This is a genomic window from Duganella sp. Leaf126 (assembly GCF_001423125.1).
Classification (GTDB): Bacteria; Pseudomonadota; Gammaproteobacteria; order Burkholderiales; family Burkholderiaceae_D; genus Rugamonas.
In genome coordinates, this window is record NZ_LMNW01000023.1 from 100,988 (window position 1) to 124,383 (window position 23,396).

21 protein-coding genes are annotated in these 23,396 nt (G+C 64.7%); 12 read left to right on the top strand and 9 right to left on the bottom strand.

The annotated features are described in order from the left end of the window. The first annotated feature begins 129 nt into the window (after positions 1 to 129). On the top strand, positions 130 to 1,911 hold the full coding sequence (locus tag ASF61_RS11640; RefSeq protein ID WP_056155790.1) for a YbhB/YbcL family Raf kinase inhibitor-like protein: 1,782 nt from the start codon (positions 130 to 132) through the stop codon (positions 1,909 to 1,911). Between the two features lie 133 nt (positions 1,912 to 2,044). Here the strand turns inward: ASF61_RS11640 and ASF61_RS24595 are convergent, their stop codons facing one another. From ASF61_RS24595 to ASF61_RS11670, 5 genes are all read right to left on the bottom strand, one after another. Then, a complete protein-coding gene (locus ASF61_RS24595; protein ID WP_373994543.1) occupies positions 2,045 to 2,608 on the bottom strand; it encodes a GNAT family N-acetyltransferase in 564 nt (187 codons plus the stop codon). 164 nt (positions 2,609 to 2,772) lie between these two features. Next, positions 2,773 to 4,383 (bottom strand): glutamine-hydrolyzing GMP synthase, encoded by a 1,611-nt coding sequence (guaA, locus tag ASF61_RS11650; RefSeq protein WP_056155795.1) that lies wholly within the window; start codon positions 4,381 to 4,383, stop codon positions 2,773 to 2,775. Positions 4,384 to 4,446: 63 nt separating this feature from the next. After that, positions 4,447 to 5,910, bottom strand: a complete 1,464-nt coding sequence (gene guaB, locus ASF61_RS11655) for an IMP dehydrogenase (protein ID WP_056155798.1) — start codon at positions 5,908 to 5,910, stop codon at positions 4,447 to 4,449. A gap of 101 nt (positions 5,911 to 6,011) precedes the next feature. Beyond that, positions 6,012 to 6,875, bottom strand: coding sequence for a hypothetical protein (locus ASF61_RS23600; RefSeq protein ID WP_162241991.1), 864 nt, complete (start codon positions 6,873 to 6,875; stop codon positions 6,012 to 6,014). 183 nt (positions 6,876 to 7,058) lie between these two features. Next, the gene (locus tag ASF61_RS11670) at positions 7,059 to 7,574 is read right to left on the bottom strand and encodes a hypothetical protein (protein ID WP_156369573.1); all 516 of its coding nucleotides are present in this window, start codon (positions 7,572 to 7,574) and stop codon (positions 7,059 to 7,061) included. A 192-nt stretch (positions 7,575 to 7,766) separates the two neighbouring features. On the opposite strand from ASF61_RS11670, the gene ASF61_RS11675 reads away from it, so the two are divergent. The 4 genes from ASF61_RS11675 to ASF61_RS11690 all read left to right on the top strand — a co-directional run bounded on the left by ASF61_RS11675 (position 7,767) and on the right by ASF61_RS11690 (position 15,180). Beyond that, entirely contained in the window at positions 7,767 to 8,795 is a 1,029-nt protein-coding gene (locus tag ASF61_RS11675; RefSeq protein WP_056155809.1) for a LacI family DNA-binding transcriptional regulator, read from the top strand. Between the two features lie 309 nt (positions 8,796 to 9,104). Then, positions 9,105 to 10,487, top strand: coding sequence for an MFS transporter (locus ASF61_RS11680; protein WP_229205815.1), 1,383 nt, complete (start codon positions 9,105 to 9,107; stop codon positions 10,485 to 10,487). Between the two features lie 15 nt (positions 10,488 to 10,502). Further along, on the top strand, positions 10,503 to 12,899 hold the full coding sequence (locus ASF61_RS11685) for a GH36-type glycosyl hydrolase domain-containing protein (protein WP_056156566.1): 2,397 nt from the start codon (positions 10,503 to 10,505) through the stop codon (positions 12,897 to 12,899). Positions 12,900 to 12,975: 76 nt separating this feature from the next. Further along, complete coding sequence (locus ASF61_RS11690; protein WP_056156568.1) at positions 12,976 to 15,180, top strand: glycoside hydrolase family 3 C-terminal domain-containing protein; 2,205 nt, start codon at positions 12,976 to 12,978, stop codon at positions 15,178 to 15,180. A 146-nt stretch (positions 15,181 to 15,326) separates the two neighbouring features. Here the strand turns inward: ASF61_RS11690 and ASF61_RS11695 are convergent, their stop codons facing one another. Genes ASF61_RS11695 through ASF61_RS11705 form a run of 3 tightly spaced genes read right to left on the bottom strand, consistent with a single transcriptional unit; the run spans position 15,327 to position 16,769 of the window. Beyond that, on the bottom strand, positions 15,327 to 16,016 hold the full coding sequence (locus ASF61_RS11695) for a hypothetical protein (RefSeq protein ID WP_056155812.1): 690 nt from the start codon (positions 16,014 to 16,016) through the stop codon (positions 15,327 to 15,329). Then, positions 16,016 to 16,318: an RnfH family protein gene (locus tag ASF61_RS11700; RefSeq protein ID WP_056155815.1), complete on the bottom strand. Its 303-nt coding sequence runs from the start codon at positions 16,316 to 16,318 to the stop codon at positions 16,016 to 16,018. The genes ASF61_RS11695 and ASF61_RS11700 overlap by 1 nt, the downstream gene beginning before the upstream one ends. Position 16,319: 1 nt before the next feature. After that, entirely contained in the window at positions 16,320 to 16,769 is a 450-nt protein-coding gene (locus ASF61_RS11705; RefSeq protein ID WP_056155818.1) for a type II toxin-antitoxin system RatA family toxin, read from the bottom strand. A gap of 110 nt (positions 16,770 to 16,879) precedes the next feature. On the opposite strand from ASF61_RS11705, the gene smpB reads away from it, so the two are divergent. From smpB to ASF61_RS11720, 3 genes are all read left to right on the top strand, one after another. After that, positions 16,880 to 17,329 carry an SsrA-binding protein SmpB gene (smpB, locus tag ASF61_RS11710; RefSeq protein ID WP_056155820.1) on the top strand — a complete coding sequence of 150 codons (450 nt, stop codon included), beginning with the start codon at positions 16,880 to 16,882 and terminating at the stop codon, positions 17,327 to 17,329. Positions 17,330 to 17,510: 181 nt separating this feature from the next. Beyond that, positions 17,511 to 18,182, top strand: coding sequence for a hypothetical protein (locus tag ASF61_RS11715; protein WP_056155823.1), 672 nt, complete (start codon positions 17,511 to 17,513; stop codon positions 18,180 to 18,182). Next, positions 18,182 to 18,736 (top strand): FlgO family outer membrane protein, encoded by a 555-nt coding sequence (locus ASF61_RS11720; RefSeq protein WP_200919849.1) that lies wholly within the window; start codon positions 18,182 to 18,184, stop codon positions 18,734 to 18,736. Before ASF61_RS11715 ends, ASF61_RS11720 begins: the two co-directional genes overlap by 1 nt. Before the next feature lie 68 nt (positions 18,737 to 18,804). Here ASF61_RS11720 and ASF61_RS11725 read toward each other — a convergent pair whose 3' ends face one another. After that, complete coding sequence (locus ASF61_RS11725) at positions 18,805 to 19,650, bottom strand: NAD-dependent protein deacetylase (protein WP_056155824.1); 846 nt, start codon at positions 19,648 to 19,650, stop codon at positions 18,805 to 18,807. A gap of 128 nt (positions 19,651 to 19,778) precedes the next feature. Between ASF61_RS11725 and ASF61_RS11730 the strand changes: the two genes are divergently transcribed. From ASF61_RS11730 to ASF61_RS11745, 4 genes are read left to right on the top strand one after another with little or no spacing between them, the layout of a single operon-like run. Beyond that, positions 19,779 to 20,363, top strand: coding sequence for an RNA polymerase sigma factor (locus ASF61_RS11730; RefSeq protein ID WP_056155827.1), 585 nt, complete (start codon positions 19,779 to 19,781; stop codon positions 20,361 to 20,363). After that, complete coding sequence (locus ASF61_RS11735; RefSeq protein ID WP_056155830.1) at positions 20,360 to 21,250, top strand: zf-HC2 domain-containing protein; 891 nt, start codon at positions 20,360 to 20,362, stop codon at positions 21,248 to 21,250. Before ASF61_RS11730 ends, ASF61_RS11735 begins: the two co-directional genes overlap by 4 nt. After that, positions 21,247 to 22,677, top strand: a complete 1,431-nt coding sequence (locus tag ASF61_RS11740; protein WP_056155834.1) for a S8 family serine peptidase — start codon at positions 21,247 to 21,249, stop codon at positions 22,675 to 22,677. The genes ASF61_RS11735 and ASF61_RS11740 overlap by 4 nt, the downstream gene beginning before the upstream one ends. Then, positions 22,674 to 23,393, top strand: a complete 720-nt coding sequence (locus tag ASF61_RS11745; protein WP_229205816.1) for a TorF family putative porin — start codon at positions 22,674 to 22,676, stop codon at positions 23,391 to 23,393. The genes ASF61_RS11740 and ASF61_RS11745 overlap by 4 nt, the downstream gene beginning before the upstream one ends. The last annotated feature ends 3 nt before the right edge of the window (positions 23,394 to 23,396 follow it).

A 23,396-nucleotide genomic window follows, 5' to 3' on the forward strand; every position in this document is an offset into this window, starting at 1 on the left:
CGATGCGCCTATGCTGCGTTTCCTGGTCCGCATCGGGCGCATCGGTTATCGCGCGTACAGAGCAGGCGCGGCGCGCGCCCCGACACTGGGTTTTCCCGCCAAAACCAACTGTCGATCAAAGGAAGCCTCATGCGTACTGCCCTGCCCCTCACCGCCCTGGCGCTAGCCGTCATGTCCCTGTCTGCGCACGCCCAGCAAGGCGACGGCACGCGCGTCGCCATCGCTGCCGCGATCGTCAAGCCGGACAAGGTGGCCGCCACGCCCGAGCGGATCGCAGCCCTGAAGGCGCCTGCCGGTTTCACCGTCTCGGCGTTTGCCACGGGCCTGAAGAATATCCGCATCATCGCCGTGGCGCCCGATGGCACCATCTATGTCAGCCGCCGCGACCAGGGCGACGTGTTGATGCTCAGGGATGCGAATGGCGACGGCCGCGCGGACGGCCCACCTGTGATCGTCGCCAATCGCGCCGGCGCCCACGGGCTGGCCATCCGCGACGGCAAGCTTTACCTGGCCACCGTCAAGGAAGTCTTCGTCGCGGACATCCGCAGCGACGGCACCCTGGGACCGCTGACACTGATCATCGACGATCTGCCCGACGCCGGCCAGCATCCGAACCGCACCCTGGCCTTCGGCCCGGACGGCATGCTGTACATCAGCGCCGGCTCGACCTGCAATGTCTGCAACGAAAGCAATCCCGAGAACGCCACCATGTTGCGCGCGTCGCCTGACGGCAAGCAGCGCACCATCTTTGCCAGCGGCCTGCGCAACACCATCGGCTTCGACTGGCACCCGCGCACGGGCGAGTTCTGGGGCATGGACCACGGCATCGATTTTCTCGGCGACGACGAGCAGCCGGAAGAGGTCAACAAGCTGGAACTGGGCAAGCAGTACGGCTGGCCGCACGTGTACGGCGCCGGCGCCATCTATCCGCAAAGCACGCCGCAGGGCGACATCAGCAAGGCCGACTGGAAAGCCCACAGCACGCCGATGGTGGTGGGCTACACCGCCCATGCAGCGCCCATGCAGATGCTGTTCTACCGCGGTGCGGCCTTCCCGGCGCAATACCAGGGCGACGCTTTCGTGACCATGCGCGGCTCGTGGAACCGCGCCAGCCCGTCGGGCTATGAAATCGTCCGGATCCGGTTTGCCGACGGCCAGGCACGGTCGGTGGAACCGTTCGTGACAGGGTTCCTGACCGACGGCGGCAAAACCCACATCGCCCGTCCGGTGGGCCTGGCGATGGCGCGCGACGGCGCGCTGCTGATGGCAGACGACGCCAACGGCGTGCTGTACCGCGTCGCGTACACCGGCGCCGGCAAGGCGGCGGCCAGCCTGCCGGCAGCCCCGGCAGGTCCGATGCAGCAGCAGGCGCAGCGCGGCAACAACGTGCCGCTGGCCATCACGCGCCCCGAGGCGGCCGGCGGGTCCGCATTGCGCATCGAGAGCCCGGCCTTCCGCCACGACGGCGCGATGCAGAGCCGGTTCAGCGAATATGCGGAGGGGGTTTCGGTGCCGCTGTCATGGCAAGCGGTCGAGGGCGCCAAATCCTATGCGGTCATTGCCGAAGATCCCGATGCGCCCAACAAGCCATTCGTGCACTGGCTGGCATGGAATATCCCGGCAACGGTCACCAGCCTACCCGAGGGGCTGCAGGAGCAGCCGCGCCTGACGGAACCGGAAGGCGTCCTCCAGGGCCGCAACACGCGCGGATCGATCGGCTACTACGGCCCCAAGCCACCGATCGGCGCAACGGCCCACCGTTATCACTTCCAGGTGTTTGCGCTGGACACGGTGTTGCCGCTGAGCTGGGGCGCGGACCGCGACCAGTTGCTGCAGGCGCTGCAGGGACATGTGATCGCCAAGGGCGAGATCGTCGGCAAGTACGCGCAGACGCAGGCGCCGGTCAAATAGCCCAAGGTTTTGCAGGCCGACGCGTACGCTGACCGCAGTGTCATGTCGCGCTGGCCTGCAGCGCAAACGCCGTCCCGCAGCAGGCGCCGCGGCTTCCGCGCTTAGCTGATGACCTTGCGCGCGCAGTCCAGCCCTACCGTCGCAGGTGTCGCTGTAGCGCAGTTGCCGGGGTGACGTTGGCATGCAGATCAAGAACCATTTCCCACCGATCGAGCCCGGGCCCATAGCCATCGACCACGGTCCGCGCGTGGCGGAATCCGAAATGCGCGTAAAAGCCCTGGGTGTGCTGACTGGTATCGAGGCACACGCTGACGACTCCCGCCGTGTCCCTGATTGCTGTCAGACGGGCCACGGTCAGCATTGTTCCGAGCCCGGTACCGTGGAGACCCTGTTCCACCATCCCCCAGCAGAAATTCGCGCAACCGGTGCGCAAGTCCAGCGCATGCCCACCGCAAGCGACGAGCTTGCCGTCACGTTCGATCACCTGGAAATTCCACGCAACCGCATGCGTAGTCAAAAACACTTCGAATTCCTCGCGCTCGCACGGGGAGAAAAACTCTGGTGTGTTGCCGTCGAATATGCTCAGGCAGGCCGCTAGGTCGGAGGGGGTGTAGGGTCGGATTACGTCCGTCATTATAGGTCGTTCGGAGTCAAGCTGATACGGGGATGCTTCCCCTATCAGTTGATAGGTCGGCATTGGCAAAACTAGTTAGATTGGCTGGCTGCGAGTTGGTAGAGGTCCAGTTGGAAAGCGATGCCTGCCGGGTATCGCGGCATCCAATGAAAAGCCGTTGATAATCGACCCCGATCATCAACGGCTCTTGATTTTTTCAATTAATTCAACCAGTTACAGCCGACTCATCATTCCCACTCAATCGTCGCCGGCGGCTTGCCCGAAATGTCGTACACGACGCGATTAATTCCGCGCACTTCGTTGATGATGCGGTTCGACACCTTGCCCAGCAGCTCATGCGGCAGGTGCGCCCAGTGGGCGGTCATGAAGTCCTGGGTCTGCACGGCGCGCAGTGCCACCACGTATTCGTAGGTGCGGCCGTCGCCCATTACGCCCACCGATTTGACCGGCAGGAATACAGCAAACGCTTGCGACGTCGCTTCGTACCAGTTGCTCGGCACGGCATCCTGGTCGAAGCCCGGCACCACGGTGGCCACGTACGGTGTGTTGCGCAGTTCTTCGATGAAGATGGCGTCGGCCTGGCGCAGCAGGTCGGCGTATTCTTTCTTCACTTCGCCGAGGATGCGCACGCCCAGGCCCGGGCCCGGGAACGGGTGGCGGTAGACCATGTCGTGCGGCAGGCCGAGGGCGACGCCGAGCTTGCGCACTTCGTCCTTGAACAGTTCGCGCAGCGGTTCCAGCAGCGACAGCTTCATGTGCTCGGGCAGGCCGCCGACGTTGTGGTGGCTCTTGATGGTCTGGCCCTTCTTGCCCTTGCCGGCCGACTCGATCACGTCCGGGTAGATCGTGCCCTGCGCCAGCCACTTGGCGTTGACCAGCTTGCCCGACTCGGCATTGAACACTTCGACGAACTCGCGGCCGATGATCTTGCGCTTCTGCTCGGGATCGGCAACGCCGGCCAGGTGGCCCATGAACTGGTCTTCGGCGTCGATGCGGATGACCTTGACGCCGAGGTTCTTGGCGAACATGTCCATCACCATCTTGCCTTCGTCCAGGCGCAGCAGGCCGTGGTCGACAAACACGCAGGTCAGCTGGTCGCCGATGGCGCGGTGGATCAGCGCGGCAGCCACCGACGAATCGACGCCACCGGACAGACCCAGGATCACCTCGTCGCTGCCGACCTGGGAGCGGATTTTTTCCACCGCTTCGCTGATGTAGTCCGGCATGTTCCAGTCGGACTTGCAGCCGCAGATCTCGTGCACGAAGCGGCCCAGCATGGCCTTGCCCTGCACCGTGTGGGTCACTTCCGGGTGCCACTGCACGCCGTAAAAGCGTTTTTCCTCGTTGGCCATGGCGGCAATCGGGCAGCTCGGGGTATTGCCCATCAGGACGAAGCCGGGCGGCATTTCCAGCACCTTGTCGCCGTGGCTCATCCAGACCTTGAGCATGCCGTGGCCTTCGTCGGTGACGAAGTCGTTGATGCCGTCGAGCAGCTTGGTGTGGCTGCGGGCGCGCACTTCGGCGTAACCGAACTCACGCACCAGGCCGTTCTCGACCTTGCCGCCCAGCTGTGCGGCCATGGTCTGCATGCCGTAGCAGATGCCCAGCACCGGCACGCCCAGTTCGAACACGGCAGCTGGCGCCTGCGGCGCGTCGCCTTCCAGCGTGGAGCTGTGGCTGCCCGACAGGATCACGCCGGCAGCGCCGTAGTTGCGGACGAATTCGTCGGACACGTCGTACGGGAACACTTCCGAAAACACGCCGGAATCGCGCACGCGGCGCGCGATCAGCTGGGTGACCTGGGAGCCGAAATCGAGAATGAGGATCTTTGAGTGCATAAGATAACTGGAAAATGGAAGAAGATGAAAAAACGCCGGCATCGTGCCGGCGTTTGCAAGGACTTAGTCGCCGGAACGGTAGTTCGGCGCTTCCTTGGTGATCTGCACGTCGTGCACATGCGATTCGCGCATGCCGGCTGCCGTGATCTCGACGAACTCCGCCTTGTTGCGCAGCTCTTCGATGGTGGCGCAGCCGCAGTAACCCATCGACTGGCGCACGCCGCCGACAAGCTGGAAGATGATCGCCAGTACCGAGCCTTTGTAGGCAACGCGACCTTCGATCCCTTCGGGCACGAACTTGTCGGCCTTCATGGTGGCGTCCTGGAAGTAGCGGTCGGCCGAGCCGTCCGACATCGCGCCCAGCGAACCCATGCCGCGGTACGACTTGTACGAACGGCCCTGGTACAGGATCACTTCGCCCGGCGCTTCTTCGGTACCGGCAAACATCGAGCCCATCATGACGGTCGAGGCGCCGGCAGCCAGCGCCTTCGAGATGTCGCCCGAGAAGCGGATACCGCCGTCGGCGATACATGGCACGCCCGTGCCTTCCAGCGCTTCGGCCACGTTGGAGATGGCGGTAATTTGCGGCACGCCCACGCCGGCGACGATGCGGGTGGTGCAGATCGAGCCGGGGCCGATGCCGACCTTGACGGCGTCGGCACCGTATTCGACCAGCGCCTTGGCCGCAGCAGCGGTGGCGATGTTGCCGCCGATGACGTCCACGTGCGGGTACTTGGTCTTGATCCATTTCACGCGGTCGAGGATGCCCTGCGAGTGACCGTGGGCGGTATCGACCACCAGCACGTCCACGCCGGCAGCGACCAGCAGGTCGATGCGCTCTTCATCCTTGGCGCCGACGCCGACAGCAGCGCCGACCAGCAGCTTGCCGTGCGAGTCCTTCGATGCATTCGGGTGTTCGGTCGATTTCTGGATGTCTTTTACCGTGATCAGGCCGCGCAGCTCGAAGCTGTCGTTGACCACCAGCACGCGCTCGAGGCGGTGCTTGTTCATCAGGCGCTTGGCTTCGTCGCGGTCTTCGTCGTCCTTGACGTACACCAGCTTTTCGCGCGGCGTCATCTTGGCGCGCACTTCGGCGTCGAGCTCCTGTTCGAAGCGCAAGTCACGGTTGGTGATGATGCCGACCACTTCCTTGCCTTCGACGACAGGGAAACCGGAAATACCATGCAGTTCGGTCAGCTTGATCACGTCGCGGATTTTCATGTCCGGCGGGATCGTGATCGGATCGCGCAACACGCCAGCCTCGAAACGTTTGACCTTGGCCACCTCGCGGGCCTGGTCGGCCGGGCGCAGGTTCTTGTGGATGATGCCGATGCCGCCCTCTTGCGCCATGGCGATGGCCAGGCGGCCTTCGGTCACGGTGTCCATCGCTGCCGACAGCAGCGGGATGTTGATACTGATATTGCGGGTCAGGCGAGTCTTGAGGGACGTATCCGCAGGCAGGACGTTGGAATACGCTGGAACGAGGAGCACGTCATCGAACGTGAGTGCTTTTTGGAGAAGACGCATAGTATTTCCTATAGGCGCAAAGCGGCATTATACAGGAAAAATACAGGAAAACACGCCCGCAGTCTGGACCAGACCCACTCGTTCGCAGCGTATCGAGCACCTCACCACGCCATGGCAGCATGTGCATGCATGTCGGCCTGCCCCACCACGACGAGTTCGAGCGGTGCATGGGGTTGCGGCACGGCCGCTGCGGCGGCAATCTCCGCATGCGCAGGCGCTTCATGGCGGGCCATCTCTTGCGCGACAAAGTGTGCCAGAATCGCATCGACGGAGGCATGCGTCGTGTGGTCCTGCACCGCGCCCGGCGCCATGCTGCCTAATTTGATCGTGGTATGGGTCGCATGATGGTTGAAGGTCACAGCGCGCTCTTCGTCGTTGATGGGGTCGTCACCTCCGCCGCCACCTCCACCGTCACCGCCCCCACCGTCGCCGCCTCCACCGTCACCACCTCCGCCGCCGTCGCCCCAGGTATCGCCGCCACTCCCACCGCCGGAATCAGATCCACCGTTATCGGAGCCGCTCGATGGCAGTACGTCGGGGTAGCTTCCCGGGGTAAAGTTGCCTTCCACAGAGGTGGAGCCATCGGCGTTGACCTCGACGATACTGATGGTGCCATCGGCATTGGCGACGGTGTGCTCGGTGGCGTTTTGCTCGACCACGGTCTCGCCGTCATGGTTGAAGCGCTGAGGTTCGCCGATGGTAGCGGCGACCTGGTCCTCCACCCCCACGGCATAGCGCTCGGCCCCGTTACCGTACTGGGCATCCTCGGTGGCGGTATGGGTGGCCAGGTCGGGGTCGGTGGCATGCGCGCCCTCGTGCAACAGGCCGAGCGCTGCGGATTGGACGCCCACCGAGCCATTCATATCGTCATGATCGACGACCACCAGGCCCGAATGCGGATCCCAATAAACGGTATTCGTGTTGGAATCGAAGCGATCGTTCCCGTCATGAATGAAGGAAACCATTACATTGGCGTCTCCCATCTGCTGAAGTAGTTGTGCTGCTGTAGCGTCCCTGCTCAGGTAGGCAGTCGCTGCATTGAATTCCTGCTGGTCTTGGGCACTGGAATTCGCAAAGGATATGGGAATGATGTTTTCCGCAAAATGTACGATGGAGATGAATGACGCGTTGTTTCAGGCAAGCGTTGCTTAGCACCCCGAAATATTCACATTTCGGTCGCGAACTATTTTCAGGTACTGGTCGAAAAACTCTTTTTTAAGGTACAGGTTCTGCTGGTTGAACGAAGCGGCGATACTATCGAGGTTGTCGTACGGTTTATCAAAAATCAGTTCGTATTTCGAGCCGTCTGCCAGATGGAAAATGGCGCCGCCGCGTGCCTCGAAGTCGTGGCCAGGTCCGGCAACTGGCAGCGCCGCGCCTTTGATCAGGTCCACGAACGAAGCGACCTCCTCGGGCACCGTCAGGGCGAGTTTGCATTGCGTGCGTTTCAGGGTGTCGACTGTCAGTCGGGTTCGGTACAAGACGTCGGGCGATTTCACCAGCAAATCGACCGTGGATATTTTTTCCGGATTCATTGCAGAAACGCCGATCTCGGCGTGGGCCGCATTGGCGGCCGCTCCCGTTGCAAGCATCATGATCACCACCATTCTGGTTAAGACTACGCCCGACAAACCGCTCGAATAATTTTCACGCCTGGATTTCATGTCCTCTCCCTTCAACCGGTCACCGAAGCCCGATAATAAGAATAAAACAACACCGACTCAACTCATTATTTGTATCGCAATGTAAATTAATATGGATTCATGTCGCCGGGCGGACGAAATTCCGACTGGCCTATACCACCGTTCAAACAGGTGCCGTATGATATCGCTATCAGTACTCACCACACATGATCGATGACTAAATCATTAGCGGTCCGCAGCCGCGCCAGCGGGCGCATTACCCTGGCCATGGTGGCCAAGCATGCCGGCGTGGCGACGATGACAGCCTCGCGCGCCATCACCCAGCCCGACCTGGTATCGCAGGCGCTGCGCGACCGGGTGGACAAGGCTGTGCTCGAGCTCGGCTACGTGCCGAATCGCGCCGCCCGCGCGCTGGCCTCGGCGCAGTCGAAGGTGATTGCGGTGCTGGTGCCGTCGCTGTCGAACGCGGTGTTTACCGAAGTACTGGCAGGCATCCAGGATGCGCTCGATGCAGACGGTTACCAGATCCTGATCGGTAACACGCGCTACTCGGACCGCGAGGAAGAAAAGCTGATCAACACCTATCTGCAATCGAACCCGGACGGCATGCTGCTGTCGGGCCTGTCGCACAGCGACCGCGTGCAGCAGATACTGACCACATCGCGCGTGCCGGTGGTGTCGATGATGGACATGTCCACCGATCCGGCCCAGCTGACGGTCGGCTTTTCGCAATTCCAGGCCGGCCATGCGATGACGCGCTACCTGCTCGACAAGGGCCACCGCCGCATCGGCTTCATTGGCGCCCAGCTCGACGAGCGCACCCTGCGCCGCGCTGAGGGCTATCGCAAGGCCATGCAGGACGCCGGCCTGGCCGATGCCCGCCTGGAAGTGATGGTGCCCGATCCGTCCACGCTGGCGCTCGGCGCCGAACTGCTGGGCCGCATGCTGGCGCAGGCGCCCGACTGCGACGCCATCTTCTGCTGCAACGACGACCTGGCCCACGGCGCCATCTACCAGTGCCAGCGGCGCGGCATCGCCGTGCCGGCGCAACTGGCCATCTGCGGCTTCAACGACTTGCCGGCCTCGGCCTGGATGAACCCGTCGCTGACGACGATCGGCACGCCGCGCTACCGGATCGGCTTCGAGGCAGCCACCTTGCTGCGCTCGGTGATCAAGGGCGACCAGCCGGCCGTGCGCCAGATCGACCTGGGATTTACCTTGATGGCGCGCGAGAGTGCCTGAAGTGCGCGAACCGGCCGAGCATGGTTGCCGCTCCCTACCCGCAGCCAGCCGGGACCAGGCACGACCCGGCTGACGCTGACATCGTCGGCAGCGCACCGTTCGCTGCGCCGCAGCATGAATTGTTGTTTACAAATTTCTGCAAACGCTTACACTGCCTAGCGTCGCTGTTAGCGCTAACATGGTTAGCAGCACAGTGCTCCCTCCGGGAAGCGCCTGCCGGCGCAACCCCTGTTTCGGGCAGTGGCGCAGTTGCGCTACTGCCTGTTTTTTGTCGCGCAAGCAGCACACAACAGAACACCGAAGGCAACCGTGATTCCGACCCCGACTGCGCCCCCCGCCCCTGCCACTGCGCCTGCCGCCGCGCTGGGATGGCGCGAAAAATTCAGTTACGGCATCGCCGACATGGGCTTCAATTTTTATTGGACCAATGTCGCCACCTTTTTGCTGATCTTCTACACCGACGTGTTCGGTATTTCCGCTGCGGCTGCCGCGTCGATGATGTTCGCGGTGAAGATCATCAACGCCTTCACCGATCCGCTGATCGGCGCCGCCGCCGACCGCACCACCACCCGTTTCGGCAAGTTCCGTCCTTACCTGCTGTGGGTGCCGGTGCCGCTTGGCTGCGCCGCCATCCTCACCTACACCACGCCCGACCTGGGGCACGACGGCAAGCTGGTCTGGGCCTACGCCACCTACCTGCTGATGATGGTCTGCTACACCTGCATCAACATTCCGTACAACGCGCTGTCGGGCGTGCTGTCGGCCGATCCGCAGGAGCGCTCGACCGTCAATGGCCTGCGCTTCATTTTCGCGTTCGCCGGCGGCACCCTGGTCACTGCCGCCACGCCGGCCATGGTGCGCTGGTTCGGCCATGGCGACGACAAGCTGGGCTGGCAGCTGACCATGCTGGTGTGGAGCGTGTTCGCCTCGCTGCTGTTCGTGCTCACGTTTTTCAACACGCGCGAACGGATTGCGCCGCCGCCGTCGCAACAGTCGAACGTGCTGCAGGACATCCGCGACCTGTCGCACAACCGGCCGTGGGTGGTGCTGTTCTTCCTGGCCCTGATCATCATGATCACGATCACCTTGCGCACCACCAGCGCCGCCTACTACTTCAAGTACGTGGTCGGACGGCCGGACCTGATGCAGGGTTTCGTGCCGGCCTATATGATCTCGGCCGCCATCGGCGCCTCGCTCACGCCGCTGATGACGCGCTACATGGACAAGAAAAAGCTGATGATCATCCTGATGAGCATTACCACCGTGCTGTCGTCGGCGTTCTTCTTCGTGCCGCCCGACCAGGTGACGCTGATGTTCGCGCTGCAGATCGGCATGGGCCTGGCGCTGGGACCGAAGTCGCCGCTGGCCTTCTCGATGTATGCCGACACCGCCGACTACAACGAATGGCGCACCGGCCGCCGCGCCACGGCCATGACGTTTGCCGCCGCCACCTTCTCGCAAAAGCTCGGCACCGCCATCGCGGTCGCGGTGATCGGCTGGCTGTTTACGATGCTCGGCTACGTGGCCAATGCTGCGCAAAGCACCGGTTCGCAGGCCGGCATCGTCTGGCTGATGTCGTTCATCCCGGCCGCGTTCGCGGCGCTGGCCGTGGCCATCATGTTTTTCTATAACCTCGACAACCGCAAGCTGGTGCAGATCCAGGCCGACCTGCAGGCCCGCAAAAACCCCTAGATGGAGACCCGTTTCATGTCACGCCCGCTGTTAACTCCTGCCGATGACGGCAACCGCTACGACCTGACCAGCCCTACCGCCATGCCGCGCGCGGGCGGCTTCCTGTGGAACCGGAAAATGATGATCCAGGTGACCTGCCGCGGTTACGCGGTGGCCCAGTTCATGCAGCCGGAACCGGCCAAGTATGCGCATGCGCCGAACCTGGAAGCGAAAACCTTCATGCAGCCGGAGCAGAATTATTATGCCCACCACCCGGGCCGCTTCTTCTACATCAAGGACGAGGACACGGGCGAGCTGTTCTCGGCGCCGTACGAGCCGGTGCGCGCGCCGGTCGACCAGTTCACCTTCTCGGTCGGCAAGAACGACCTGGCCTGGACCGTCGAGCACCTGGGCGTGCGCGTCGAGCTGACGCTGTCCATCCCCACCGCCGACGTGGTGGAACTGTGGTCGTTGCGCGTCACCGACCTGTCGGGCCGCGCGCGGCGCCTGAGCGTGTATCCGTACTTCCCGATCGGCTACATGTCGTGGATGAACCAGTCGGGCGAATACCGGCCGGACCTGGGCGGCGTGGTAGCGAGCTGCGTCACCCCTTACCAGAAAGTGGCCGACTACTTCAAGCAGAAGGACTTCAAGGACAAGACCTACTTCCTGTGCGAACAGGCGCCCGACGCCTGGGAAGTGCAGCAGGCGGCGTTCGAGGGCGAAGGCGGCCTGCATCGCCCGTCCGCCATCGACGCCGCGCTGCTGGCCAACGGCGACGCCCGTTACGAGACGCCGGCCGCCGTGGTGCAGTACCGCCTGGCGCTGGACGGCCACGGCGCGCATGACTACCGCTTCATCTTCGGACCGGCCTTCGACGACGCCGAGATCGCCGCCATGCGCGCACGCTATCTGCACGCCGACGGCTTTGCGGCGGCGCGCGCCGACTATGCCGACTACATCGCCGGCGGCGCCGGCTGCCTGCAGATCGAGACGCCCGACCCGGACCTCGACAACTTCGTCAACCACTGGCTGCCGCGCCAGGTGTTCTACCACGGCGACGTCAACCGCCTCTCCACCGATCCGCAGACGCGCAACTACCTGCAGGACAATATGGGCATGAGCTTCATCAAGCCCGCCGTCATGCGCGCAGCCCTGCTGCACGCGCTGGCGCAGCAGGAAGCCAGCGGCGCCATGCCGGACGGGATCCTGCTGGTCGAGGGCGCGGAACTGAAGTACATCAACCAGGTGCCGCACACCGACCACTGCGTATGGCTGCCGATCGCGCTCAAGGTCTATCTCGACGAAACCGGCGACTACGACGTGCTGGCCGCGCCCGTCACCGGCAAGGACAGCGGCGTGACCCTGAGCGTGGCCGAGCGCATGCACGCCGCCATGGACTGGCTGCTGCAGGCGCGCGATCACCGTGGTCTCAGCTACATCGCCCAGGGCGACTGGTGCGACCCGATGAACATGGTCGGCTACAAGGGCAAGGGCGTTTCCGGCTGGCTGACCGTGGCCACTGCCTATGCACTGAACCTGTGGTCGGACATCTGCGACAAGGGCGCCGACATCGGCATCGGCACCGGCGACGACCTGGCCGCCAGGGCCGGCCATTTCCGCGCCGGCGCCCAGGCCGTCAACCGCGCCGCCAACGAGCACCTGTGGGATGGCGACTGGTACGCGCGCGGCATCACCGACGACAACGTGGCGTTCGGCGTGGCCAGGGATGTGGAAGGCCGCATCTACCTCAATCCGCAGGCCTGGGCCATGCTGGGCGGCGCCGCCAACGCCGGTCAGCGCGCCTCGATCGTCGAACAGGTCAGGCAGCAGCTGCACACGCCGTACGGCGTGGCCATGTTTGCGCCGCCGTACAGCGCCATGCGAGACGACGTGGGCCGGGTCACGCAAAAACATCCGGGGTCGGCGGAAAACGGCGCCGTGTACAACCATGCATCGATCTTCTACATCTACAGCCTGTATGCGGTCGGCGAAGGCGACCGCGCCTACGAGCTGCTACGCCAGATGCTCCCCGGCCCGAGCGAGGACGATTACCTGCAGCGCGGCCAGCTGCCTGTGTTCATTCCGAACTACTACCGGGGCGCCTACCACCAGTACCCGCGCACGGCCGGCCGCTCGAGCCAGTTGTTCAACACCGGCACCGTGTCGTGGGTGTACCGCTGCTTCGTCGAAGGCCTGTGCGGCCTGCAGGGCGACGTGGACGGCCTGCGCGTGGCGCCGCAGCTGCCGCAGCACTGGCCGGGCATCCGTGTCGTGCGTCAATTCCGGGGCGCGACCTTGAATGTAGTTATACAACGGGACGATATTCATGAAATCGTTGTCAAACTTGACGGAAAACGATTGCCTGATACGAAAGTGACAGGTATCGTTGCGGGTGGAGTACACGCGCTGGAAGTGACGATTCCACGTTAAAGACAGAAATTTCACTACAAGGACAAACAAATTGAAGAAGCGTCTCTGGTTATCGCTGGCCCTGGCCTACCCCCTGATGATGACTGGCGCGGCCCATGCCGCCGCCGATGCCAAACGCCCGTGGCTCGATGCCGCGCAGTCGCCCGACGCGCGCGCCGAGCAGCTGGTCAAGGCCATGACGCTGGATGAAAAGATCCAGACCGTCTTCGGCTACTTCTCGACCGACTTCGAATCGAAGCAGTACACCGCCCCCAAGGACGGCCGCAAGGATTCGGCCGGCTTCGTGCCCGGCATCGAGCGCCTCGGCCTGCCGTCGCAATGGCAGACCGACGCCGGCATGGGCGTGGCCACCCAGGCCGCGTCCAAGAGCCCGCTCGAGCGCACGTCGCTGCCATCGGGCCTGTCCACTGCCGCGACCTGGGACCGCAAGCTGGCCTACGCCGGCGGCCACATGATCGGCAGCGAAGCGCGCCAGAGCGGCTTTAACATCATGCTGGCCGGTAGCGTCAACCTGATGCGCGAACCGCGCAATGGCCGCAACTTCGAATACGGCGGCGAAGACCCGCTGCTGGCTGGCGTGATGGTCGGCGAACAGATCCGCGGCATCCAGGCCAACAACGTGGTCTCCACGCTCAAGCACTTCGCGTTCAACGACCAGGAAACCAACCGCTTCCACATCAACGTCAAGATCGACGACGCGGCTGGCCGCATGTCCGACCTGCTGGCGCTGCAGCTGGCGATGGAAGTGGGCGATCCCGGCTCCGTGATGTGCGCCTATAACCGCGTCAACGGCCCGTACGCCTGCGAGAGCGACTACCTGCTCAACGAAGTGTTGAAGAAGGACTGGGGCTTCAAGGGTTACGTGATGTCCGACTGGGGTGCCACCCACTCCACCATCCCGGCAGCGATCGCGGGCCTGGATCAGCAGTCCGGTCACCCGTTCGACAAGTCGGCCTACTTCAATGACGCGCTCAAGGAAGCCGTGGTCAATGGCCACGTGCCGCAGTCGCGCCTCGACGACATGGTCAAGCGCATCACGCGCACCATGTTCGCCCACGGCCTGGCAGAGCACCCGGTCAAGGCCGCGACCACCAAGGACGCCGGCATCGACTACGCCACCAACGGCAAGATCTCGCAGGCCGGCGCCGAAGACGGCATCGTGCTGCTGAAAAACAGCCACGACATCCTGCCGCTGGCCGCGACCGTGCGCACCATCGCCATCATCGGCGGCCACTCCGACGTCGGCGTAATGTCCGGTGGCGGTTCGGCCCAGGTGTATCCGGTCGGCCTGTCGCCGGTACCCAACGAAGGTCCGCAATTCTTCCCCGGTCCGATGGTCTACCACCGCTCGTCGCCGATGCAGGAACTGGCCAGCCGCACCAAGGCCAAGCTGTCGTACGCCGACGGCAAGGACGTCAAGGCAGCCGCGAAACTGGCAGCCGCCAGCGACCTGGTGATCGTGTTCGGCAACCAGTGGACCGCCGAGAGTATCGACGCACCCGACCTCAACCTGCCCAACAAGCAGGATGACCTGATCGCCGCCGTGGCCAAGGCCAACGGCAAGACCGTGGTGGTGCTGCAGACCGGCGGCCCGGTCGTGATGCCATGGCTGAACAACGTGGCGGCCGTGCTGGAAGCGTGGTACCCCGGTTCCAACGGCGGCGCCGCGATCGCCCGCGTGCTGACCGGCGAAGTCAACCCGAGCGGCCGCCTGCCGGCCACCTTCCCGGCGTCGGTGTCGCAACTGCCACGCCCGAAACTCGATGGCGATGCGGTGACCAAGGACGAGAACATCCTCAACAGCCTGACCACCAACTACAACATCGAAGGCGCGGCGGTCGGCTACAAGTGGTTCGACCTGAAAGGCCACAAGCCGCTGTTCCCGTTCGGTTACGGCCTGTCGTACACGACGTTCGCCATGTCGGACCTGGCCGCGGCCAAGCGCGACAAGGGCATCGAAGTGACCTTCAACGTGACCAACACCGGCAAGCGTGACGGCAAGGCCGTCGGCCAGGTGTACATCGCGCCGGCCAAGGGCGGCTGGGAAGCGCCGAAGCGCCTGGGCGGCTGGGACAAGCTGGCAGTAAAAGCCGGCGAAACCGGCAAGGCCACGGTGAAAGTCGATCCGCGCCTGCTGGCCATGTATGACAGCGCCAGCAAGACCTGGAAGATCGCACCGGGCGAGTACGTGGTAACGCTGGCCGAATCGGCCGGCGCCAAGCCTGCCGCCACGGTCAAGGTCAGCCTCGACGCGCAAACCGTCGATATCCACGGCAAGTAAGCACCGCAGGACGCCTGCCAGCAAGCAGCAGGCGCCAGCAATAACGGGGCACAGCGGACATCCGCTGCGCCCCGTTTATTTTTGCACTGGTGAATCCTCACCCGTAGCTGCCGGAAATCGTTGCGCGAACGATCCGGCCCGCGCAGTTATTTCTCTTTCCAGAACACGTCCACCGTATCGATACGGTCGGCGCGCCAGGCCAGTACTTGCGCTTCTACGAACGTGCCTTCCATGTCGTCGCGCGGGGTGAGTTTGCTGACGTGGTAACGGTACTGCTCGCCGTGCTTTGCGCGGGCCAGGAATTCGGCCTTGCGCAGCAGACCGGCGTCGCGACCCAGCTGGTGGCCGCCCAGCGCCAGCAGCGCCAGGACCACGCCCGCGCCCAGCGCCAGGTGGTCGGCCGGCGGGCGGCGGCCGCTGACAACCATGGCGGCCCGCACCGGCTGGCGCAGCAGCGCGGTGCGCAGCCAGAACAGCGCGGCGCAGAACAGCACCACCGGCAGCAGCACCGCCAGCTGGGCGCCCGGGTCGAGCCGCCACTGGGTCAGCGTGAGGTCGGGCGGCTGCAGCAGGGTCAGCGCGGCCATGGCCAGCGCCAGCGGCAGCAGCACGCTGGCGATCCAGACCAGGAGCGCGGCGGCGCGCAGGCTGGCACGCAGCAGGAAGGCGGCGCAGACCATGGCCGGGACGATCATGGCGAGCGAATAAACCCACTGCGCCGAATGAGCGGCGCCGCCGGCGACGCGCCACGCCATCCAGGCCAGGTCGCACGCGCACAGCACGAGCAGGACTGCGCCGGCGCGGCGCAGGATCGAAGAAGCAGATTGTTCGGACATCAGGTGGGTGCAGTGTTCTTGCGGCGGCGCCGCGCATTCTTGGGATCGGCGATCAGGGGACGGTAGAGTTCTACCCGGTCGTGGGGGCGCAGCAGCGTGTCGGGGGTTTTCTTCTTGCCGTAAATGCCGGTCTGCAGGGTGGCGACATCGAGTCCGGGGATGGCGGCAGCCACGCCGGACAGCGCCAGCGAGTGGGCGATGGTGGCGCCGGCCGGCACCTGCACGGACTGCAGGAACTGCACGGCGTCGCTGGCATAGCACACCTGCACCGCGAATGACCCGGCGGCGCTCGCTGCAGTCATGTCATTGTCCGACCGGGGCGTTTCCATACACCGTCTCCGCGCGCTTGCAGAAGGAATCGACCATGCTGTTGGCAATCATGCCGAACACCGGACCGACCAGCTTGTCGAGCAGGGTGCTGGAAAATTCGTAGCGCAGGTCGAGCTCGATCTTGCAGGCATCTTCGCGCAGGGTCTTGAAGGTCCAGACGCCGTCGAGCGTCTTGAACGGCCCGTCCACCAGCTTCATGCGGATCGATTCGAACGGCACGTTGTCGTTGGACGTGGTAAAGCTCTGCTTGACGCCATGGTAGTTGATGCCGATGCTGGCCACGGTGCGGTTGTCGCTGCGCTCGCGTATCTCGACACCGCCGCACCAGGGCAGGAATTTGGGATAGTCCTCGATGCGGGCCACGAGTTCGAACATCTGCTGGGCGCTGTAACCGAGGAAAACTGATTTGTGCACTACTGCCATTGTCTAACCATTTGCTATGATGGGGGTTAACATTCTTTACACCGCAATTTTATACGCGAAACCGAAATTTAACCGACCCGCTACGGGTTTATCGTCGATTTACCGAATTCATGACCATAGCTGATAATAAAAAAGCATTTTTTGACTACTTCATCGAGGACCGCTTCGAAGCCGGCATCGTGCTCGAAGGCTGGGAAGTCAAAGCCATCCGCGACGCCCGCGTGCAGATCAAGGAAGCCTACGTGACCATCCGCGGCGACGAATTGTTCCTGTTCGGCGCCCACATCAGCGCCCTGCCCACCGCCTCCACCCACATCAGCCCGGAAGCGGTCCGCACCCGCAAGCTGCTGCTGCACCGCGCCCAGATCGACAAGCTGATCGGCAAGGTCGAGCGTTCCGGCTACACGCTGGTGCCGCTCAACCTCCACTACAAGGAAGGCCGCGTCAAATGCGAGATCGGCCTGGCCAAGGGCAAGAAGCAGCACGACAAGCGCGCTACCGAAAAAGACCGCGACGGCAAGCGCGAGGTCGCCGCTGCCATGAAGACGCACCGGCGCTGACCGGCTGCAGCGCATGCGCTGTTGCGCGCCCATGACACAACCCGGCCCCGCGCCGGGTTTTTTACGGGCCTGCTAATTTCCAACGAGAAACAGCCATGTTACACTTGCTCTCGAAGAATTTGTCATTCGTGGTCCGCGCAGGTCCGTATGACAAAGTTTAAATTTAATAAAGAGGCAATGTATGGTGCTGAAACTTACCATGGCTGTCGCAGCCGGCTTGATCCTGTCCGGATGCGCGGCCCGCTATACGCCCACGCCGCTGGCGGCCAACTTCCCGTCCACCAAGCAGGCCAAGCTGCAGGCAAGCTACCACTGGAGCATTGTCGCTGGCGCGGTCGAACGGCAGCTGGCGGTGGAGCTGAAGAAGACGCCCACCCGGCCGCTGTTCATCGCCATGCCGGCAGATCCGAGCCCGTTCCAGCGCGCGCTGGTCACCCAGCTGACCACGGCGCTGGTCAACGATGGCTATACGGTAGCGCGTGCGCCGGCCGGCGCCCTGAAAATCGATCTCGAGGTCCAGGCGCTGGTGTTTGCCGCCAACCGGCCCCAGTACCGGCAGTATTTCGGCCAGCGCATGCCGCTGGCCAGCGGCGTGTGGATGGCGCGCGAACTGACCGCGCCGCCGGTGGAAAACGAACCGCTCGATCCGGTCGACTCGGAATTTGCGCCGGGCGCCACGCCGCGCACGGAGATCATCGTCACCATCTCGGTGTCGGACCAGTACCGCTACCTGGCGCGCAGCACGTCGGCCTATTATGTGGCCGATGCCGACCATGCGCTGTACGGCATCACCGAACCGGAACCCGACAGCACCAGGCTGACGCGGGTGTTCAAAGTGCGCGGAGACCTGTAATGATGAACTCGACCCTCGTCCGCGTCCTTGCATTGGCAGCGCCGCTGCTGCTGTCGGCCTGCGCCACCAACAAGGACAAGGAGCAGCGCGACTACACCACGATCTCGTCGAACCAGTTCATCGACGCCAATTACAAGGCGGCCGATTCGCTGATGCGCCAGCTGACCGGCAAGCTGGCCGGTGACAAGCCGCTGATCATGGCCACCATCGTCAATATCGACGAGCTGGAACAGACCACCACGCTGGGCCGGCTGGTGTCGGAACAGCTGTCCACCCGCCTGGCCCAGGGCGGGCTGTCGATGGTGGAAATGAAGTTGCGCAGCAATGTCTATCTGAAGCGCAACCAGGGCGAACTGATGCTCACGCGCGAAATCGGCGAAGTGGCCACCGCCCACAATGCCCAGGCCATCGTGGTCGGCTCCTACGCCGAGACCAGCGACATGGTGTTCATTAATGTGAAAGTGATCCAGCCGAACACCAATTTCGTGCTGGCCGGCCAGGATTATGTGCTGGCCAAAGAGGCCGTTGTTCGGTCCATGCTGCAGCGCAATTAGCGCTGCGGATCGCCGCCGTCGCGGAGCGCGTCGACGGCCCCTGGCCCGGAACCGTCCTTGCCGCCGGTTTATTCGAGCAGCAGCGGCAGCACGTCGATGGCCGACGCTTCCACCTTCAGGCCGATCAGGTCATCGGCGCGGGTCTTGCCCAGGTTGATCGCCGCGATCGGCTTGCCGGCGGCGGCCGCCAGCTTGCAGAAGCGGTAGCCTGAAAACACCATCAGCGACGACCCCACCACCAGCAGGGCATCGGCCTGCTCCGCCAGCGCCAGCGCGCACGCCGTGCGCTCGGCCGGAATGTTATCGCCAAAAAAAATCACGTCCGGCTGCAGCACGCCGCCGCAGCACGAACAGACTGGCATGTGAAAGGTCTGGCCGTTCAGTTCCAGCTCGGCGTCGCCGTCGGGGCGCGCTTCCGGCACCACGCCATCGACCGGTCCGGTGTGGACCATGTGCGGATTCTCGCGCGCCAGCCAGGCCTGGATCTCGGCGCGCGGATGGACGGTGCGGCACGCGAGGCACACCACGCCGTGGATATTGCCGTGCAGCTCGATCACCTGCCGGCTGCCGGCCTTGTGGTGCAGGCCATCGACGTTCTGGGTGATGATGGCGTCGATGCGCCCTGCCGCTTCCAGGTCGGCCAGCGCGTAATGGCCGAGATTGGGCGCGGCCTGCGACATCACCGGCCAGCCGGCCATGCTGCGCGCCCAGTAACGGCGCTGCACCGCGACGTCGCGCCGGAAGTCCGGACCCTGGATCGGCGCCCGGCCGCGCCGCACGCCTTCCTTGTCGCGGTAATCGGGAATGCCGGAGGCGGTGGACAGGCCGGCGCCGGTCAGCACCAGCACGCGGCGGTGCTGGTGCAGGAAGGTCTGGAGCTGATCGATCTGGGCGTGGAGGTTCATGGGCCACATGGTAGCACCGTGCCCGCCAACCGGCAGGCGCACGCACGAGAGTGTTACCATCGACCAATTAAAAATTTCCCGATTGATAGAACCGTTAGTCAGCAAGCAGGTATCAACGGTGACAAGGAGGATGGCGGATGCAGCATCGACAGGGCCACACGGCGGCCGTGCAGACAGACAGCGACGAAACATGCCTGCTGGCCAGTATCGCTGCCGGCGACCGGTTGGCGTTTGAAAGATTATATAAAATGTATTTTTCCAGGCTGACCCGGTTCGTCGGCCGCATGACGCGCAGCGCGCCGCTGATCGAAGAGGTGATCAACGACACCATGCTGGTGGTATGGCAAAAGGCGGCCACTTTCGACGGCACCTGCAAGCCGTCCACGTGGATATTTGCGATTGCCTACCGAAAGACCCTGAAGGGCTTGCGCGCCAGCGACGAACCGGTCGAATCCGACGCCGCACTGTACGAAGATGAAGACGGGTTGCAGCCCGAGCAACACATGCACCGCCAGCAGTTGCAGCAAGCCGTGGCCGAAGCGCTCGACGCGCTGCCTGCGGCGCAGCGCGCGGTGATGGTGCTCACCTATTATCACGAGATGGCCTACACCGACATCGCCGACATCGTCGCCTGCCCGGTCAATACGGTCAAGACGCGCATGTTCAACGCGCGCCAGAAATTGAAGGAAGTGTTGTGGAACGAAAGAGAGTACAAGCGATGAACGCGGGTGTTTTCAACATCGATGGATCGGGCCCCGAACACCGGGCGGCGCAGGAACTGCTGCCCTGGTATGCGGCGGACACGCTGTCGTCCGACGAGCGCCAGCGCGTGGCGCGTCACCTGCAGCACTGCGTGGTCTGCCGCCGCGACCTGGCGCACGAGCGCGCGCTGCTGGCCGCCGCCAACGACGACCGCGTCGCGCCGCCGGATCTGGACATGGACGCCGCCCTGGCGCGCCTGCTACCCCAGCTCGGGCCGCAACTGCCCGCGCAAGCGGAACCGCCCCAGGCATGTACGCAGCCGTCCGGCGACGCCGACACGCACACGCGACTGCAACCACCGTCCCGTGACGCCGACATGCAGCAGGGACCGCAACAACCTTCCGGCGACGCGGACACGCAGCACGGACGGCAACAGCCGCGCGGGAACGCCGAGACGCAGCCGCTGCCTGAGGCCGCAGCACCGGGCATGCCGCCGCCGGCGCCGCTGCGCCCTGTCCTGCCCTGGTGGCGCCGCGCCGCCGCCAACGAGCCGTCGTGGCTGCGCTGGGCTGCTGCCGCCCAGTGCGCGCTGATCGTCGGCATGGCCGCCATGCTGGCCCGGCCCGACGCGGCCGATACGGCCAATGCGCCGGCCTACCACGCGCTCGGCAATGGCGCTGCGCCGGCCGGCGGCAACCTGGTGGTGATGTTCGCCCCCACCACCACCGAGCGCGAGCTGCGCCACATCCTGCAGCGCCATGGCGCGCGCGTGGTGGACGGGCCGACCGTCACCGATGCCTACCTGCTGCGGGTGCCCGATGCCGAGCGCCAGCGCACGCTCGACGCGCTGCGCAACGATCCGGCGATACGCCTGGCCGAAGCGCTGGACGAAAGCGGCGCGCCATGAGCGCTTGCCGGACCCGGCGCCTGCCCGCCTGGGCGACAGCGGCAGCAGCGGTTGTACTGATTGCCGCCGCGGTATGCGCGCCTGCCCACGCCTGGCAACGCGACAGCCAGGACGGCAGCGACCTGCCGCTCAGCGCCGCGGTCGGCGACGCTGCCGGCGCGCTGCCGGCCGGCAGCACCAGCCAGGCCGATGCCGAGACGGCAGGCGATCCGAACCGCCGCCAGCTGCTGGTCATGCTGCGCCTGCCCGCCCCCCACTACCGGCCGGACGCCACCTACGGCGGGCGCTACATGGACGACAACGGCAATGGCGCGCGCCGGCGCCGCGCTGAAGCGCTGGCGCGCGAGCATGGGCTGACGCTGGTCGAGAGCTGGCCCATGTCGCTGCTCGGCATCGACTGCTACGTGATGCAGTACGGCGCCAGGGACGACCCGCAACAGCTGATCGCCCGGCTCAGCCGCGATCCGCAGGTGGAATGGGCGCAGACCGTGGCGCGCTTCGACGGCATGGCGCAAGTGCCCGATGCGGCCGCTGCCGATGCTGCCGATGCGCTGTACCAGGTGCAGCCGGCCGCACGCTACTGGCATGTCGCCGACCTGCACCGCTACGCCACCGGCCGCGAAGTGCGGGTGGCCGTGGTGGACAGCGGCATCGACGGCGACCATCCCGACCTGGCCGGCCAGCTGGCCGTCAACGCCAATTTCGTCGATGCCGGCGCGCCGCCGCCCGAGCTGCACGGCACGGCAGTCGCCGGCATCATCGCGGCGCGCAGCGGCAACGGCGGCATCGTTGGCGTGGCCCCGCGCGCGCGCCTGATGGGACTGCGCGCCTGCTGGCAGACCGGCAGCCAGCGCACGCGCTGCAACAGCTTCACCCTGTCCAAGGCGCTCAATTACGCCATCCTCAACAACGCCAAGATCATCAACCTGAGCCTGTCCGGGCCGCCCGACAAGCTGCTCGACCGCCTGCTCGACGTGGCGCTCGAACGCGGCATCAGCGTGGTCGGCGCCATCGATCCGCAGGGCGAGGGGCCGGCATTCCCGGCCAGCCATCGCGGCGTGCTGGCGGTGGCCTCGCAACCGCGTCCCGGCCTGGCGCGGACCACGGAGCTCAGGCAAGCCAAGGCCGAAGCCGGCGCGATGCCCGGCCTGCTCGCGCCAGGCAACGACATTCCGACCACCTCGCCCGGGGCACGGTGGTCGTTCGTCAATGGCAGCTCCTACGCGGCGGCCCACGTTTCCGGCATGCTGGCCCTGCTCGAAGAACTGCGGCCGGACGCCTCGCCCACGCAACTGCGCACCATGTTGCAGCCTGTGGGCGCACTGAAGGCTGCTAATATTGATGCATGCGCCACCATTTCCCGCCTGATCCGTCAATGCAGTTGCAGCTGCCCCGTTCCCGCCATCCGGCAAGCACCGCTGCCGTGACCCGGCGCCGGCCGGCCTGCCAGGCCCTGGCGCCCCTGTTGTTGATGCAATCGATGCTGCTGGCGCCCGGCCCAGCGCTGGCCCAGCTCGACGTCACCGGCAGCGTTGCCGTGCAATCGGAATACCGCTACCGGGGCCAGAATCCGGGCGAATATGGCCTGACGCCGCAAGCGACCATCAATGTCGATACGGACCGCGGCTGGTATGGCGGCGGCTTTGCCAGCGCGATCACCGTCGGCGACGTGCGCGGCTACAAGCTGCAGGGTTACGCCGGCTATGCGCGGCGGCTGCAATCGGGGGGCAGCTGGGAACTCGGTTGCAGCCACATCAACTACACCCAGGCCCACGAGAACAATTTCAACGAATGCTATGCGGGCCTGAGCTTCGAGCGCGGCAGCACCCGCCTCTATTATGCGCCCCGGTACCTCGGTTACGATGCGCGCGTGCTGTACGGCGAAATCAACGCCTTTTATCCGGTCCACCCGCGTTTCAACCTGGTCGGGCACCTGGGCCTGCTGCACAACCTCAGCGGCGGTTTCTTCCCCGGCATTCCCGATGCGTGGCGCTACGATGCCCGCATCGGCGTCGGCATCCCCTTCGGCCGCGCCACGCTGCAGCTGGCGCGCGAGCACGTGCAGGATGACGGCCGCCGTTACACGATGTACCCGGTCCATCCGCCACGGCGCTGGAGCTGGGGTCTGAGCTACGCGTTCTAGGTG